Source organism: Synechococcus sp. BS55D, assembly GCF_004332415.1.
Classification (GTDB): Bacteria; Cyanobacteriota; Cyanobacteriia; order PCC-6307; family Cyanobiaceae; genus Synechococcus_C.
Map to the genome: position 1 here is coordinate 414,517 of NZ_PHQT01000001.1, position 15,813 is coordinate 430,329.

The 15,813-nt window shown below is 60.2% G+C and carries 15 protein-coding genes; 10 read left to right on the forward strand and 5 right to left on the reverse strand.

From position 1 onward, the window contains the following. Positions 1-27 precede the first annotated feature (27 nt). The 5 genes from rfbA to rfbB are packed head-to-tail and all read left to right on the forward strand — an operon-like array spanning position 28 to position 4,929. The gene (gene rfbA / locus CWE16_RS02040; protein ID WP_131592519.1) at positions 28-969 is read left to right on the forward strand and encodes a glucose-1-phosphate thymidylyltransferase RfbA; all 942 of its coding nucleotides are present in this window, start codon (positions 28-30) and stop codon (positions 967-969) included. After that, entirely contained in the window at positions 959-1,576 is a 618-nt protein-coding gene (gene rfbC, locus CWE16_RS02045; protein ID WP_131592521.1) for a dTDP-4-dehydrorhamnose 3,5-epimerase, read from the forward strand. Before rfbA ends, rfbC begins: the two co-directional genes overlap by 11 nt. Continuing rightward, positions 1,573-2,517: a dTDP-4-dehydrorhamnose reductase gene (rfbD, locus tag CWE16_RS02050; RefSeq protein ID WP_131592523.1), complete on the forward strand. Its 945-nt coding sequence runs from the start codon at positions 1,573-1,575 to the stop codon at positions 2,515-2,517. The genes rfbC and rfbD overlap by 4 nt, the downstream gene beginning before the upstream one ends. Further along, positions 2,504-3,859, forward strand: coding sequence for a sugar transferase (locus tag CWE16_RS02055; RefSeq protein WP_131592525.1), 1,356 nt, complete (start codon positions 2,504-2,506; stop codon positions 3,857-3,859). The genes rfbD and CWE16_RS02055 overlap by 14 nt, the downstream gene beginning before the upstream one ends. Then, positions 3,856-4,929: a dTDP-glucose 4,6-dehydratase gene (gene rfbB / locus CWE16_RS02060; RefSeq protein WP_131592527.1), complete on the forward strand. Its 1,074-nt coding sequence runs from the start codon at positions 3,856-3,858 to the stop codon at positions 4,927-4,929. Before CWE16_RS02055 ends, rfbB begins: the two co-directional genes overlap by 4 nt. A 12-nt stretch (positions 4,930-4,941) precedes the next feature. On the opposite strand, the gene CWE16_RS02065 is transcribed toward rfbB, so the two are convergent. From CWE16_RS02065 to gmd, 3 genes are read right to left on the reverse strand one after another with little or no spacing between them, the layout of a single operon-like run. Beyond that, positions 4,942-5,910, reverse strand: coding sequence for a glycosyltransferase family 61 protein (locus tag CWE16_RS02065; RefSeq protein ID WP_236629509.1), 969 nt, complete (start codon positions 5,908-5,910; stop codon positions 4,942-4,944). A gap of 20 nt (positions 5,911-5,930) precedes the next feature. Further along, positions 5,931-6,944, reverse strand: coding sequence for a GDP-L-fucose synthase family protein (locus CWE16_RS02070; RefSeq protein WP_131592531.1), 1,014 nt, complete (start codon positions 6,942-6,944; stop codon positions 5,931-5,933). Positions 6,945-6,957: 13 nt separating this feature from the next. Next, entirely contained in the window at positions 6,958-8,055 is a 1,098-nt protein-coding gene (gene gmd / locus CWE16_RS02075) for a GDP-mannose 4,6-dehydratase (protein ID WP_443081595.1), read from the reverse strand. 59 nt (positions 8,056-8,114) lie between these two features. On the opposite strand from gmd, the gene CWE16_RS02080 reads away from it, so the two are divergent. Genes CWE16_RS02080 through CWE16_RS02100 form a run of 5 tightly spaced genes read left to right on the forward strand, consistent with a single transcriptional unit; the run spans position 8,115 to position 13,656 of the window. Next, on the forward strand, positions 8,115-9,791 hold the full coding sequence (locus tag CWE16_RS02080) for a glycosyltransferase family 4 protein (RefSeq protein ID WP_131592534.1): 1,677 nt from the start codon (positions 8,115-8,117) through the stop codon (positions 9,789-9,791). After that, positions 9,788-10,486 carry a class I SAM-dependent methyltransferase gene (locus CWE16_RS02085; protein ID WP_131592536.1) on the forward strand — a complete coding sequence of 233 codons (699 nt, stop codon included), beginning with the start codon at positions 9,788-9,790 and terminating at the stop codon, positions 10,484-10,486. The genes CWE16_RS02080 and CWE16_RS02085 overlap by 4 nt, the downstream gene beginning before the upstream one ends. A gap of 2 nt (positions 10,487-10,488) precedes the next feature. After that, positions 10,489-11,310 (forward strand): glycosyltransferase, encoded by an 822-nt coding sequence (locus CWE16_RS02090; protein ID WP_131592538.1) that lies wholly within the window; start codon positions 10,489-10,491, stop codon positions 11,308-11,310. Continuing rightward, positions 11,289-12,437, forward strand: coding sequence for a glycosyltransferase (locus CWE16_RS02095; protein ID WP_131592540.1), 1,149 nt, complete (start codon positions 11,289-11,291; stop codon positions 12,435-12,437). The genes CWE16_RS02090 and CWE16_RS02095 overlap by 22 nt, the downstream gene beginning before the upstream one ends. Positions 12,438-12,453: 16 nt before the next feature. After that, positions 12,454-13,656, forward strand: a complete 1,203-nt coding sequence (locus tag CWE16_RS02100) for a glycosyltransferase family 4 protein (RefSeq protein ID WP_131592542.1) — start codon at positions 12,454-12,456, stop codon at positions 13,654-13,656. Here the strand turns inward: CWE16_RS02100 and CWE16_RS02105 are convergent. Together CWE16_RS02105 and CWE16_RS02110 are read right to left on the reverse strand one after the other, a co-directional pair. Then, positions 13,621-14,832, reverse strand: coding sequence for a glycosyltransferase family 9 protein (locus CWE16_RS02105; RefSeq protein ID WP_131592544.1), 1,212 nt, complete (start codon positions 14,830-14,832; stop codon positions 13,621-13,623). The two genes, CWE16_RS02100 and CWE16_RS02105, sit on opposite strands and share 36 nt — an antisense overlap. Continuing rightward, on the reverse strand, positions 14,829-15,800 hold the full coding sequence (locus tag CWE16_RS02110; RefSeq protein WP_131592546.1) for a glycosyl transferase family 90: 972 nt from the start codon (positions 15,798-15,800) through the stop codon (positions 14,829-14,831). Before CWE16_RS02110 ends, CWE16_RS02105 begins: the two co-directional genes overlap by 4 nt. Positions 15,801-15,813 lie beyond the last annotated feature (13 nt).

The window sequence follows — 15,813 nt, forward strand, 5'->3', positions numbered from 1 at the left end:
GGTTCGGTATTCGACGCCAGGGCAGCCATGACGCGCAAGGGCATCATCCTGGCGGGAGGCAGCGGCACCCGCTTGGCACCGCTCACGTCGGCGGTGAGCAAGCAGCTGATGCCGGTCTATGACAAGCCGATGATTCATTACCCGCTCAGCACCTTGATGCTGGCGGGGATTCGCGAGGTGCTGATCATCACCACCCCCCACGACCAGGCGGCGTTTCAGCGACTGCTCGGTGATGGCAGTGCCTGGGGGATGACGATTGCCTATGCCGTGCAGCCCAGCCCCGATGGTCTTGCCCAGGCCTTTCTGATCGGCGCTGATTTCCTTGGTGGCGCCCCTGCTGCTTTGGTGCTGGGCGACAACTTGTTCCATGGCCATGAGCTGATCCCCCAGCTCCAGGCCGCCAGCCGACGCCTGGATGGCGGCACCGTGTTCGCCTATCCGGTGCGGGATCCGGAGCGCTACGGCGTGGTCGAGTTCGATGGGGATGGAACGGCTTTGAGCATTGAAGAAAAACCCACCCAGCCCCGCAGTCGCTATGCTGTGACTGGGCTTTACTTCTACGACGCTTCGGTGGTGGAGCGGGCCCGTCAGGTGCGGCCGTCGGCCCGCGGCGAACTGGAGATCACCAGCCTCAATCAGATGTATCTGCAGGAGGGGGCGCTCACGGTGGAGTTGATGGGCCGCGGGATGGCCTGGCTGGATACGGGCACCTTTGATTCGCTCCATGAGGCGGGGGCCTACATCCGCACCCTCGAGCAGCGCCAGGGCCTGAAGGTGGGCTGCCCGGAGGAGGTGGCCTGGCGTCAGGGCTGGATCAACGACGGGCAGCTCGAGGCCCTGGCCCAGCCCCTGCTCAAGAGTGGCTACGGCGCCTATCTGCTCCAGATGCTGCGGGAGAGCGGCGGCGACCATGCCCTGCTGCAGCGCACCCTGGAAGGGCGCAGCAAGGAGATCACCCATGCCAGCTGAACAGCTCTGCACCAGTGCCGGCCAGCGGCTGGAGGGTCCACTGCTGTTCAGCCCCCAGGTGTTTGCTGATGACCGCGGCTTCTTTTATGAGAGCTGGAATGAACGTCGCTTCCGCAGCGAGCTGATCGCCGCCGGGATGCCTGCTGCCGAAGCGGACAGCCTCCAGTTCCGGCAAGACAATCACTCCCGATCCAGCGGCGGTGTGCTGCGCGGCCTTCACTTTCAGCTCCCCCCCGAACCCCAGGGCAAGTTGGTGCGTTGCAGCGTCGGTGCGATCTTTGATGTGGTCGTCGATCTGCGCCGCAGCTCCCCCACCTATGGCTCCTGGGTGGGGGCTGAGCTGAGTTCTGAGAATCACCAGCAGCTCTGGGTGCCGGCGGGTTTTGCCCACGGCTTCCTCACCCTCAGCGCCGCTGCGGAGGTGCAATACAAAGCCAGTGGCTTTTGGAACCGCAGCTGCGAGCGCTCCCTGCGTTGGAACGATCCGGCCCTTGCGATCGCCTGGCCCCTGGAGCAGGCCGGTGTGGAGCAGCCCCTGCTGGCCGAGAAGGATGCAGCCGCGCCGGAGCTGGCCCAGCTGCAGGCAGCCGGAGAGGTGTTTGCGTGAAGGTGCTGCTCACCGGATCTACGGGTCAGCTTGGCCAGGCCCTGCTCGCTTCGCGGCCCATGCAGATCGATGGCGAGCCGCTGGAGTTGATCGCCACGGCCCGTTGCAAGGATCTGGCGCAGGCCCAGGCTCTGGAACTTCTGCCCCTGGATCTGGCTGATCCCGAGGCCTGCCGTGCGGCCATCGCCACCAACCGGCCCGATTGGGTGCTCAACGCCGGTGCTTACACCGCCGTGGATCGGGCGGAATCGGAGCCAGTGCTGGCCCGTGCCGTCAATGCCGGCGCCCCCCGTGCCTTCGCCGAAGCCCTGAGCGAGCTTTGCCCTTCGGCCCGGTTGCTCCAGATCAGCACCGATTTCGTGTTCAACGGCGAGCAGGGCCATCCCTACCGGCCCGAGCAGCCCCTGGCTCCTTTGGGGGTCTATGGGGCCAGCAAGGCCGCCGCTGAGCAGGCGGTTAGGCAGATCCTTGGCTGTAGCCCTGAGGGATCGGCCACGATCCTGCGTACCAGTTGGGTGTATGGGCCGGCCGGCAAGAATTTCCTGCTCACCATGCTGCGCCTGCATGGCCAGCGCGCCGTCAGTGGCGAACCGTTGCGGGTGGTGGCCGATCAGGTGGGGTGTCCCACCAGCACCGCTGGCCTCGCGCTGGCCTGCTGGGCGGTGATCCAGAGGCAGATTGGCGGCGTCCTGCACTGGAGTGATGCCGGCGCCGCCAGTTGGTATGACTTTGCTGTTGCCATTGGCGAACTGGCCGTTGCAGCAGGAGTGTTGGAGTGTGCTGCGCCGGTGGAGCCAATCACCACGGCCGACTACCCCACCCCGGCACGCCGCCCGCCCTACTCATTACTGGATTGCAGTTCCAGCCGTCAGCATCTCGGGCTGCAGCCTCGGCACTGGCGCGACGCCCTGCGGGAGGTGATTGCTGATGTGGGGCATTAACCCACGCACTTTGATTCTGCGGGCGCTGCTGCTCGACTGGCTGGGGCAGCTCTTGATCCTGCTCTTGATTGTTGTCAGCCCGTCCTGGCTGGATATTCCGCTCGGCGGCCCCCATCTCGAGGGCCAAGGGGCCTGGTTGCTGTTTTGCCTGCTGCTCTACCCACTCCTGGGCTGGTTGTTCGGGAGCTACACGGTGCTGCGCTGGCGGCGGCTCACCCTGCCGGTGTTGCTGCAGCGCTTGCTGATCACTGGCGTCGTGACCCTGATGGTGGTGGCGATCGCCCGCTGGCTGGTGAATCCCGGCGAGGACGTTTGGCTGGTGTATCGGCGTGTTCAGTTCGTCTGGCTCAGCCTGTTGGTGGTTTGGTCGCTGTTGGTGCGCATCGGTCTGCGCCGTGGGGTGTTGTTGGCGGATCGGCCGCGATTGCTGCTGCTTGCGAGTGACCAGGAGCAGGCGGCAGTTATGCGTGCTTGGCGCCGGGTGCCCCAACGCGAACGCCTGGAGCCCGTGCAGCCTGAGCAGCTTCAGCAGGCGCTAACCCAGTTGGATTGCCCCCTGTTGGTGGCGCTCGCCCCACGCATGTTGCGGGATCCTGCGTGGGAGCCCCTGTGTGATCAGCTCGAAACCCAGGATCCGCGGTTGGTGCGCCTGGTGTCTCCTCTTCGTCTGTTCGAGCAGCAGCAGGAGCGGCTGCCGCCCGCCCTCTTGCCCGACGACGGCATCGCCTATGACGACCTGCCCTGGGCAGCCACCTTCAGCGTGCAGGCTCAGCTCAAGCGGGTGGCTGATCTGCTTGTAGCCGGCGGTTTGCTGCTGGTGTCGGCTCCGTTCATCGCGCTGGCGGCGATCTTGATCTGGCTGGAGGACCGCGGGCCCGTGGTTTACAGCCAGCAGCGCAGCGGCTGGTTGGGCCGCCCCTTCACCGTGTTCAAGCTGCGCACCATGCATGTGCAGCCGGCCGATGCCCCCGCTCTTTGGACCCAACCCGATGATCAACGCATCACCCGGGTGGGTCTCTGGCTGCGTCGCCTGCGCCTCGATGAGTTGCCCCAGTTGCTCAATGTGCTCAATGGTGAGATGAGCTTGATTGGCCCAAGGCCGGAGCGTCCTGAGCTGGAAAAGCAGCTCGAGCGCCATATTCCCCACTACCGCAAGCGCCATTGGATGCGTCCGGGCCTCAGCGGCTGGGCCCAGGTGTGTGCCCCTTACGCCAGCAGTATCGAGGATTCCGATCTCAAACTCTCCTATGACCTCTACTACCTGAGGCACTTCAGCACCTGGCTGGATCTGGTGATTCTCTTCCGTACGATCAAAACCGTTCTCAAGGCCGGGGGCCGATGACGCAGAGGGTTTTGGTCACCGGCGGGGCCGGCTTCATTGGTGGGGCTGTGGTGCGACGGCTGCTCAACGGCAGCACGGCCCAGGTGTTCAACCTCGACAAGTGCGGCTACGCCAGCGATTGCACCAGCATCGAAGCCGTGCTGAAGGAGCTGGGCCCAGCAGCGGAGGGTCGCTACCAGCTGCTGCGGGTGGATCTCGCCGATGAGCAGGCCACGGCCGCGGCAGTCAGGCATGCGGATCCCGACCTTGTGCTGCATTTGGCCGCAGAAAGCCATGTCGATCGCTCGATTGATGGCCCGGGGGCGTTCCTGTCTAGTAACGTGATGGGAACGTATTCGTTGCTTCAGGCGGTGCGCGCCCACTGGGAGGCGCTGCCCCAGGAGCGTCAGAGCAGCTTCCGCTTGCATCACATCAGCACCGATGAGGTCTTCGGTTCGTTGGGGGCAACAGGTCGGTTTTCGGAGTCCACTGCCTACGACCCCCGCAGCCCCTATTCCGCCAGCAAGGCCGCCAGTGATCATCTCGTGAATGCCTGGCATCACACCTACGGCCTGCCGGTGGTGCTCACCAACTGCAGCAACAACTACGGCCCCTGGCAGTTTCCCGAGAAGCTGATTCCGGTGGTGATCCTCAAGGCGGCTGCTGGCGAGCCGATCCCTCTCTATGGCGATGGCCTGAACGTGCGCGACTGGCTCTATGTCGACGACCACGTGGAGGCGCTGCTGCTGGCGGCCACCAGGGGCCGCTTAGGCGCCAGCTACTGCGTGGGCGGTGATGGTGAGCGCAGCAACCGCCAGGTGGTGGAGGCCATCTGCGGCTTAATGGATCAGCTGCGGCCCCAGAGTGCTCCCCATGGCCGTCTGATCACCCTGGTGACAGACCGACCCGGTCATGACCGTCGCTACGCCATTGATGCCTCCCTCATCATCAGCGAACTGGGCTGGCAGCCTCGACACCGCTTTGAGCAGGGACTGGAGGCCACGGTGCGCTGGTATTTGGGCAATTTGGAGTGGTGTGAGCTTGTTAGTGAAAGAGCCCGTTATGGAGGAGAGAGAATTGGCCAGACATGACGATTTATAGCTTTAGCAATCGAGTAGGGAGAGTCTGTTTTGGTCAAATTTGAGAGGGCATTGGTTGAACAGTAATTCCGGGTGAAAGAGTTTGTTTTCGATCTCCTCGCTGAGATATCCCTCAAGTGCAATTGTCTGATAGTCAAGCCCAGCGGCTTTTGCTAGATTGGCAAAGTAGCGGTGCGAGCCTCGCTCGTGTTGGATTTCGATGATCTTTGCACCCGCTTGCATCCAGATCAGGTTGGAAAGGCCTGCTCCGTGAACACCGGCTACAACATCCGCAGATCTGAAGGCTCGAATTTGCTCTGATACTGAAAGATCTTCTGGATAAATTATAGAAAACCCAAAATTTTTGAGGAAATGGTGGAATGCGCTCTGTGGCAGGACGTGCCTATTGTTGCAGCGATTTTCGGAAGTTCGCCTCTCGATGTAGATTCTTTTGGGTTTTTGCTTCTGGTTTGTTCGGCATTGATTAGGGACTCGGAGGGATTGCTTGATTAATGAAATACGCTCTTTGTCTGATATTGCTGGTCGATGCTGTTTGTGCAGAAGCGGGTGGTTGGCGGCAAAGGTGTAGGCATGGCCGGGGCCCATTCGCCTCACGGTTTTGATTGTGCAGCGTTTGATGTTGCTGAGCTCTAAAAGTTCGAGTCCGTATTGAGGAAGATCAGATAAAATAATCTCCTCGTAGTCAAAATTAGAATCCTTGGCTCGGTTGTGTAGAGTAATGATTTTAGGAAGGATATCAATCAAGAAGTGGTAATAATTGCAGCCTTGTTGGTCTGTGCACAGCAGTGATCTCTTGTTGTTGCGAGATATGGTTTGGGTTAGATCTCGCAGTTGCTGGCGTAAAAGGTTGTCAATCAGTGCTGTCTCACTCCATAGGGTTCCTTTGTAGTGAACAAGTTGCTCTGTGATCCAGGCGAGTTGAGTGGTGTCGTAGAGCGCATGGCAATTGTCGGTTAAGCATCCCACCACCATTTGTGGTTGTAGGAATTCCATTAGAAACGAATTCCCCGCACTGTTTTGCCATTTCTGAAGTCTTGGCTTGCGAGGGGCAAGCCCTCGCTGAGCGGAATCCTGGCCCGCCAGCCCATCGCCGCCAGTCGGCTCACATCTAACTGCTTTTTGGGTGTGCCGTCGGGTTTGCTTGTGTCCCAGTGAATGTCTCCCACAAAGCCCACCGTTGCTGCCACCTGTTCGGCAAGCTCGCGGATTGTGAGATCCACGCCGGTGCCCACATTCAGGAAGGCCAGGGGTGCGCCTTGATCATCCAAAGGGGCATCGGTCGCAGAGGGATCCCAGTGCTCCAGGGCAAACACGCAGGCTTCCCCCAGATCATCCGCGTGCAGGAATTCGCGTAGGGGGGTGCCTGTGCCCCAGCAGGTCACCGAGGGAGCGCCAGAGTTTTTGGCTTCATGGAAACGCCGGATCAGGGCCGGCAGCACATGGCTGCCCGTGGGGTGGTAGTTGTCGCCGGGCCCATACAGATTGGTGGGCATCAGGCTGATCGCATCGAAGCCGTGCTGCAGCCGCAGTGCCTCCCCGAGTTTGATGCCAGCGATCTTGGCGATCGCATACCAGGCGTTGGTGGGCTCCAGCGCTCCTGTGAGCAGCGCTTCTTCTCGGATGGGCTGCTCGGCGAATTTGGGATAGATGCAGCTGCTACCGAGAAACAGCAGCCGGCGCACTCCGCAGCGCCAGGCCGCTTCGATCACCTGGGTTTCAATCCGCAGGTTCTGCAGCAGGAAGTCCGCCGGCCGGCTGCGGTTGGCTTCGATGCCGCCCACCGTCGCTGCCGCCAGCACCACCACATCCGGGCGCTGCGTTTCCATCCAGCTGCCTATGGCTGCATCATCGAGCAGATCCAGCTCCTGCCGGCTCGGGGTGAGTAGCTCTCCGCCTTGGGCTGGATCGCCATAGCCACTGCGCTTGAGGGCCCGCACGATGGCGCTCCCGGCCATGCCGCGCGCACCGGCCACAAAAAAACGATCGCTTGTGTGGATCAGTGCCATCGCCTGTTGCTCTTCATTCCCGTGGTCCCACCACAGCAAAGCCCTTGCGCTTCAGGTAAGCCTCCTTGCGCGCTTCTTCCTGATCGTGGGCGACCATCTCGTTCACCAGCTCTTCGAGTGTGGTGGTGGGTGTCCAGCCCAGCTTGGCGTGGGCCTGGCTTGGATCTCCGAGCAGGGTGTCAACTTCCGCCGGCCGGAAATAGCGCGGGTCGATCCGCACCACCACGGCGCCGGTGTCGGCTCGGCGGCCCTGCTCGTTGAGCCCTTCGCCTTCCCAGCTGATCCCCCCCCAGCCGAGGGCGCTGGCGCTCAGCTCGATGAAACGTCGCACGGATTCCTGGCGGCCGGTGGCGATCACGAAATCATCGGGTGAGTCTTGCTGCAGCATCCGCCACTGCATCTCCACGTAATCGCGGGCGTGGCCCCAGTCCCTCAGAGAATCGAGGTTGCCCATGTAGAGGCACTGCTCGAGGTCAGCATCGATGCGGGCCAGGCCTCGGCTGATCTTGCGGGTCACGAAGGTTTCCCCGCGCCTGGGGCTTTCGTGGTTGAACAGGATCCCGTTGCAGGCATACATCCCGTAGGCCTCCCGGTAGTTCACGGTGATCCAGTAGGCGTAGAGCTTGGCCACCCCGTAGGGACTGCGCGGGTGGAAGGGGGTGGTTTCCTTCTGGGGGATCTCCTGCACCAGCCCGTAGAGCTCGGAGGTGGAGGCCTGGTAGATGCGAGTTTTTTGGGTGAGACCGCAGATGCGCACCGCCTCAAGAATCCGCAGGGTGCCGAGGGCATCCACGTTGGCGGTGTATTCCGGCGCTTCAAAGCTCACGGCCACATGACTCTGGGCGCCGAGGTTGTAGATCTCATCGGGCTGTACCTGCTCGATGATCCGCTGCAGGTTGCTGCCGTCGCTCAGGTCGCCGTAGTGGAGAGTCAGGCGAGGGTTCACTTCATGGGGATCTTGGTAGAGGTGATCGATCCGGGTGGTGTTGAAGCTGCTGGCCCGGCGCTTGATGCCATGCACGGCATAGCCCTTCTCCAGCAGCAGCTCCGCCAGGTAGCTGCCGTCCTGGCCGGTGATGCCGGTGATTAGGGCGCGTTTCTGCTTGCTCATGCCCGCCATTGTCGCCGGTGAACTCCCTCATAGGATCGGCTCAGCGTGAACGGGCTGGCATGCGTCTGGCGATCCATGCCCCAAGTCTCGGCTTGGCTTTGCCAGGCCAGCCCTTCGGTAAGGATGTGGCCAATCGAGGCCTCTACACCGCCCTGGTGCAGCACGGCGGCTTTGAGTCGGTGGCCTTTCTCAGCGCCGAGCAGCCTCCGCTGGCGACCCTGCAGGCGCAGCTGGGTGGTTCCGCGACGCTCTCCCTCTCGGCCCTCACCGACACCACAGCCGCCGTGACCGCCGGCACCTTATTGCGTGGTCAGCCTTATCTGGCCGAGCTGGCCTGGGCCCGCGGCCATCAGCATGGTCATCAGGCCTACAGCCTGGTGGGCATGATCCACACCCTCGCGCCCCCCACGGTGCGGGAGCTGATGGGCGCAGCCTTGATTGCCCCAGTGCAGCCCTGGGATGCCTTGATCTGCACCTCTCCCGCCGTGCGCAGTTGCCTGGAGGGGCTTTTCGATCGCTGGCAGGAGCATCTGCTCCAGCGCTTCGGGGGCAGCCGCTGCCCCAGGCCGCAGCTGCCGGTGCTCCCCCTGGGGGTGGATCAGGGGCAGCTGCTTGAGCAACGGGCTGACCAGGGCAGCCGTCGGTTTCTGCGTCAGCACCTTGGGCTCGCAGAGCAAGACGTTTTGGTGCTCTGGTTGGGGCGGCTGTCGTTTTTCGAGAAGGCTTACCCGCAGGGCATGTTCCTTGCCCTGCAGCAGGCCGCCCAGCGCTGCGGTCGCCGGCTCCAGTTCGCGATGGCCGGCTGGTTCCCCGGTGGCGAGACCGATCACGCCCTCTACCGGGAGGCCGCCAAGCGCCATGCCCCCGACGTGCCGGTGCACTTTCTGGATGGCAAGAACCCGCAGGTGGTGCGCTGCTGCTGGGCGGCGGCGGATCTGTTTCTCTCCCTGGTCGATAACCCCCAGGAGACCTTCGGGCTGGCGCCCGTGGAGGCCATGGCTGCCGGCCTGCCGGTGGTGGTGAGCGACTGGGATGGCTACCGCTACACCGTGAATGACGGGGTGGAGGGCTTCCGCATTCCCACCCTGTTGCCCCCTGGAGCCCGTCAAGGCCAGGATTTGGCCTCACTCCATGACCACAACCTGCTCTCCTATCAGGACTATGTGGGGGCCGTGGCTCAGCACGTAGCGGTCGACACCCAGGCTGCGGCGGTGGCGATTGCTCGCCTCGCCGAGGATCCAGACCTGCGCCAGCGCATGGGAGAGGCTGGGCGTTTGGCCGTGCAGCAACGTTTCGACTGGCCCGTGATTGCCCATGAGCAACGGCAGCTTTACAGCGAGCTGGCGGAACGGCGACGGTCGGCAACCTCTGTTGACGTGGCTGCCGCGGGGCCCAGGGCACCGCACCCCCTGCGGGCCGATCCCTTCGCTGATTTCGCCGGCTTTGCCAGCGCCACCCTGCAACCCGCAACCGAGTTGCGGCTGGCTCTGCCCTGGCCTCTGCTCCTGGAGCGTTTGCAGGCCGCGGCTGGTCTCGACCGGTTCCATGGCCATCTCCACGCCTCAGATCCTGAGGTGTTGGGGCTTTTGGAGCGTTTACGACAGCTTCAGCCCTGTGCTTGCAGCACCCTTCTCGAAGCCTTCCCTCTGGAGCGGCACGACTGCCTGCGGCTGGGCATCACCTGGTTGGCGAAAATGGGATGCATTCACTGGAGCCCGTCGGGAGCAAGGCGATGACACAGGCGGAGAACCCCTACCGGCAGGATGTGTTTCTCGATGATCTGCGCCAGGGCGGCGATCGCCAACAGCAGCGCATCTGGGTGGAGCACCAGCAGATGCAGCTGGCCTTCCTGCAGCGCCATGGCCTCACACCGTCGTCCACCGTGCTCGACCTTGGCTGCGGGCCGATGCGCCTCGGTTCGGCCCTGATTCCCCTGCTTCAGGAGGGCTTCTATTTCGGGCAGGACGTGAATCCAGACACGATTGCTTTCGGGGAAGAGGTGCTGCGCGAGGCGGGGATTCCCGTGCTGGCCCCCTATCGCTTATTCGCTTCGGATCAATTCGATCTTGGGCCTGTGGATCGCCCAGTGCAGATCGCCTTCGCCAATTCCCTCTTCAGCCACCTCAGCCTCAATTCGATCCTCACAGCCCTGCTGCAGCTCGAGCCCCGACTGGCGCCGGGTGGAGTCCTCTATGCCACGTTCTTTGCTCTCGAGCCAGGGCGGCGGTGGCTGGCGGCTCATCCCCGCAACAAGTGGGGGCGCCTGTTCTCGACCTATCCCCATCAAGATCCTTATCACTACCCGCTGGAGCTGCTGCAGGCCCTGGCCCGCCAGGCCGGCTATCACCTCGATCTGATGCCCGATTTCGGCCATCCCACCCAGACCATGGGCCGCTTCCGGCGGCGGCGCTTCCATCGTTCGCGATTCTGAGCATGCGCATTGGTGTGCTGGCCACCTTGCGCGATGAAATCAACGCGCTGCCGCGTTTTTTCCAGTTGCTTGAGGGCCTGGAGGCTGACTCTCGGGTAGATCACCTGTTCTGCAGTTTTTACGAAAACGATTCCACCGACGGCACGCCAGAGCGCTTGGCCTTTTGGCTTCGGGGGCGAGCTGGCGTCTTGCAAAGCGAACAACTGGGCGCTCCCCGTCTGCGTGGGCGCGAGATCAGCCGCACCATGCGGATGGCTGAGGCGCGTAACAAGGCCCTCGCGGCTTTCGCAGATGAGCCCCTCGATTGGCTCGTTGTCATCGATGCCGATCTCCATGCCAAGCCCGAACACATCTGGCAGTTGATCGAGGAGCTCCAGCGACGGGCAGGTGTGGTGATGGCCTGCGCTAGCGCTCTGCAGAACCTCCCCGACATCTTCGGGCGAAGCCCTTGGAGCTATTACGACACTTTCGCCTTGATCGATCACGCCGGCCGTCTTGGCATCACAGGTGCGAGGGTCCCTCTCTGGAATCTGGAGGAACGCGCCGCTTGGATGGCGGGCCGTCCTGTGGCGGTGCGGTCAGCCTTTGGCGGTATCGCGGTGATGCCCATGACCTTGCCCCGTCGTTTGCAGTTGCAATGGCAAGGAGATCAAGGCTGTGAGCACTGGGCGTTTTGTCTGGCCGCTGGTCAAGAGGGCCTCGTTGTGGCGTGTCCGAATGTCACGCCGTTGGTCATCCACAACGATTCGATCGCCTGGCATCCCACCTATCCGGATCGCCGGCGCCGACAGTTGAAGGCAATGTGGAGCGATGGTCTGGCATGAAGGGCTTTGCTCTCTACTGTCACCACACCAGTCGGTTTCAATACAACACCGGCATCCAGCGTTGTGTTCGTGCCATCGCCCGTGCCCTGATTGATGCCGGCGAGCCTGTCGCTCCTTTGGTGTACGACCCGTCGTCTCAAGCTCTGCGTTTGGCTGGAGCGGAAGCCTGCAATCATCTGGCTCAATGGAGCGGACCCTTGGCGCATTCTTGGGCATCCGAGTTGCCCCCTCCCGGTAGTTGGTTGCTGGTGCCAGAGCTGCTGAGTGGACCTCATCAACCTCGCGTGGCTTTTGTGCGTGAGTGGTGCGAGCAACGGGAATGGAGGTTGGCGACAGTGTTCCATGACGCCATTCCATTGCGCTGGGGTGGTGCAGCCACGGAACACCACGCGACCTACATGAGTGGCCTGGCGGAATGCAACTTGGTGCTTGCCACATCCAGGGCTGTAGCCGATGACTTGCGTCGCTTCTGGCAAAGCAAAGCGATCACTCCTCGTGGCCACTTGGTGGTGCTGCCCCTCGCAGCAGAAATTCCAGGCGTGAGTCGGTGTTGGCCTGCGCAGGGGCCGCCCCCACAGGGAGCCCTCAAACCTTTGAAGTTGCTGCAAGTTGGCTCTTTGGAGCCCCGCAAGAATCACAAGGGTTTACTGAGAGCCTTGGCGTGGCTGGAGAGTCAGATGCCTGGTGCCCTCGAGTTGGAACTTGTGGGTTGGGCCAATAATCCCAAGGTTGCTGCCATGGTGCAGCGCGCCATCGCCTTGGGATTGCCTGTGCATTGGCATCAGTGCGCGGATGATGCGGCTCTTCAGCAGCTGTATGCCGGAGCAGATCTCAGTGTGTATCCGTCCTTGCTGGAAGGGTTCGGTTTGCCCGTGTTGGAAAGTCTTTGGCTTGGTACACCTTGTCTCTGCACATCGGTGCCATCGCTGGAGGCTGCGCAGGTCTCGAAGGGCTGTGAGCTTCTGGCAGGTTCCGATTGGAAGGAGTTGGTTCGCTGTCTCAAGCGATTGATTCTTCAGCCGTCGCTGTTGTCTGAACGCCGAGAGGAGCTGAGGCGCATGCCTTTGCAGAGTTGGGCAGAGTATGTCGATCGCATGCATTCCATACTTGCCATGACTGAATCTTGACCCATTACTGCTTGACATGAGCGAGCAACTTGCTACTGCCTTTGTAGGCTTGGCTCCTGCACCATGGACAGGCTGGGGAAACTACGCAAAGCAACTTTGTGCTGCCCTTGTGCGTAATCGCTTGGCCTGGCCCTATACCCCCTTTGGAGCAGCAAAAACACCGGCTTGTGGAGACGAGTGGTCTTTATTGTCGCGCCAGATCAATGCGGCAAGTCAAGACCTCTTTGGTTCCTTGCCGCCAGAACATTATGACCCTGGGCTTTCTTTTGATTATGCCTTTCATGGTTTCGGTAATGGATTGGACGGCAAGAGTTGCTTGCCTTTGAATGGCCGTAAAAAAATTGCAATTGGTTTTTTTGAGGTCGATAAACTTGGCGGCGATCTCGTTGATTATCTACATTCTTTTGATCTGGTTGTTGCAGGCTCCACTTGGAATAAAAATGTCCTGCTTCGTCATGGGCTTTCTCATTCGGTCAGAGTGCTTCAGGGGGTGGATACGGCAATTTTCAATCCCATCCCTGTTCATCGTTTCAAGCAAGCTGGTTTAGTTATCTTCTCGGGCGGCAAATTGGAGATTCGGAAGGGTCAAGATGTTTTGGTTGAGGCATTTCGTCGTTTATTGGTGGTCTGCCCAGATGCTGTTTTGATTGCGGCATGGTGCAATGACAGTGCTTCCCTTCCTAGTATTGCAATGTCCCCTTATCTCTCGGGATCGCCTGATAAGGGCGATGCTGAATCTATTTCCGGTTGGTTGGTGTCTCAGGGAATACCTCGAAGCAATATTGTTGTGCCAGGTGTCTTGAATTCAGCCCAAATGGCTTCTTTGATCAAACAAGCTGATTTGGCTGCCTTCCCCAATCGTTGTGAAGGAGGAACAAATCTTGTTGCAATGGAGGCCATTGCCTGTGGCGTCCCAACGTTATTGTCTGCGAATTCAGGTCATCTTGACTTGATGCGTCTGGGCTGTCCTGGGATTGTGCCCTTGCCATGCCAAGATTCATTAAAGCTACCAGTTAATGATGGTGATAATTTCCGTCACTGGGGTGAACCTGATCCGACTTCCTTATACCGGCTTATGCTCGACTGTCTTGAAGATCGACTTCCGATGCAGTCTTTGCGTGGTCAAGTGACTGCTGAGCAGCTGGATTCTTTGAGCTGGAGGTCGAGCTTTGAGAGGTTGTTCTCAATTGTAAAATCGCTCAAACCCCTGAGGTCTTAGTTGTTCCAGGGCCAGCTTCATGGCTTGCACCACTCCAGGCCAGTCTCCATCTTGATGTTGCCTGAACAGGCGCAGGCTTGAATACCAATGAGTGTTGCTGCCATCAAGGCCCCATCGCCATTCGGGAATCCAGCGCAGAGCAAGCCATGTTGGCAAGCCCATCGCTCCTGCGAGATGGGCAACGCTGCTATCGGATGTGATCAGCAAGTCGCAATTTGCCAGCACCGCGGCTGTTTCGCGGAAATCCATCGATGCAGTCACTGCGGCCTGCCCTGCGACAAAATTGAGGCCCTGATCGGTTCTTAGTTGTTCGCTGGCTTGTCCTTTTTGGATTGAAACAAATTCAAGCTGATCGCTACATTGAAGCCCAAGCCAGTGGTTGAACTGGAGTGAGCGACCACGAGAGTAGAGACTGTGCTCATGCTCTGGGTTGCCTTGCCAGTGAAGGCCGATCAGGAGGTGGTTCGGTTTGCGTTGCAGTCGATGTTGCCATTTGGCTGCAAGAGCTGGTTCACACTGCAAATAGCCGCGTTGGAATGGGATTGTCTTTCTAATGCATCCCATCAATGGAGCCAGATTCATTATCGGCATCCAAATCGGATTTCGTCGTAGTTGTTCTTCCAAATCGAGTCGATCCGTGACCTGTCGCAGGCCAATGTCTTTCTCCAGCAGCTCAACCAGCGGCGGTTGACTCAGCATCGTAACGTCAACTCCTTGAGTTTGCAGAGCTAAGGCATAGCGTGAAAATTGCAGGGTATCCCCAAGACCTTGTTCGGTCATGAGTAAGACAGGTCGCCCTGGTTGTGGTGTTTTTCTACTGGCTGGGCCAAAGGCCTCCTCGAAAATTGGATAATTTCCAGGTTTTCGAGTGAAACGTTGCTCATAAAGGCTCCAGCCTGCTTGCCACTCACCGTTGAGCAGTAGATCTTGTGCAAGGTTGTTGCGGGCAGCAATACCAGTATCGACTGAGTGATTCAACCGCAGGCAATGTTGATAGGCCTTGATCGCCTCTGAAATCTTGCGTTGCTGATGCAGGCCGATGCCGAGATTGAACCAGCCGACCGCTTGGGTTGGTTCCAGAGTCAGTCCTTTGCTTATGAGCCGTTGTGCTAAAAGAGGATTGGTGGCGAGCAAGCCACCCCCCTGGTTCATCCATTCATGGGGCTTCCAGCTCATGTCTTCAACCAATGTTGGGCGTAGCGAACCGTTGCTGAACAAAGATCATGATTGAGATCGGCAAGGATTTGCATCCCCAGTCTTTGGCCTGCTGCTGCAATCGTCTCGCATTGTGATTGATTCTCCAGACACCATTCAACCCGTTCATCAAAATTGCTCAGGTCGGGTGCGATTGGAACCACATGGATCCAAGGAATCATGCGGCGGTGAAACCATTGCTGGCGGTGGCTGAATACACGTAGTACGCAACTGCCAGAGAGCAGCTTCCAGAGCAGTCCCCAGGAGTTGACATTGCCATCAATATCGATCAACCAGGCGTGCAAGCTGGCATGCCATGGTCCAACGGTTGTTCCCATTAAGCTCTCCCTTCGCAGATTTGCCTCCACTGCCGCCTTGCTGCTCGCATTGAGGCATTGCACAACTTGGTTGAAACGGGCGTCAACACGGGCCGGATTTGACAGAGTCCGACGGCAGAGTTGATAGCGAAGGTTGCTCTCCAGGGTGGAGGTGGTGATGTCTTTGTTGCCAGTCGTCGCGCCTCGCCAGAACACGACGGGTAGTCGTTCGCTCCAGGCGGGAAGTGGTTTGGTGAGTAGCTGCTCTCGGAAGCCTGCATAGCCATTGGTGCCTAAGCAGTAGGGGTCGGGGATGAGTGGTGAAGAGTCTGTGTCGGCCCCAGTGGCTGCATCCATCCGCAGGCAGCCCACGCCTGGGTCTTCATCATGCAGTTGGATCCTGATCGTCTCCCCGCAGAATCTTGGTGCCAGCAGCTCTGCCATGTGCTGAGCCATCCGGAGTTGCACCTCCAGGCGCTTGCCTAGCGCCAGGTCTGCCGCACGAACGCAGGCAATACTGGTGTTCTGGCCAGCAATCTCTACTTCAAGCCAAGGGGCTCTCCCGTTGCACAGCAACTTCAAGGTGCTTCGGTCAACGTTCCATGGAAAGGGTTGGAGCCACTTGCCTGCCATGAGAAAATGAGTT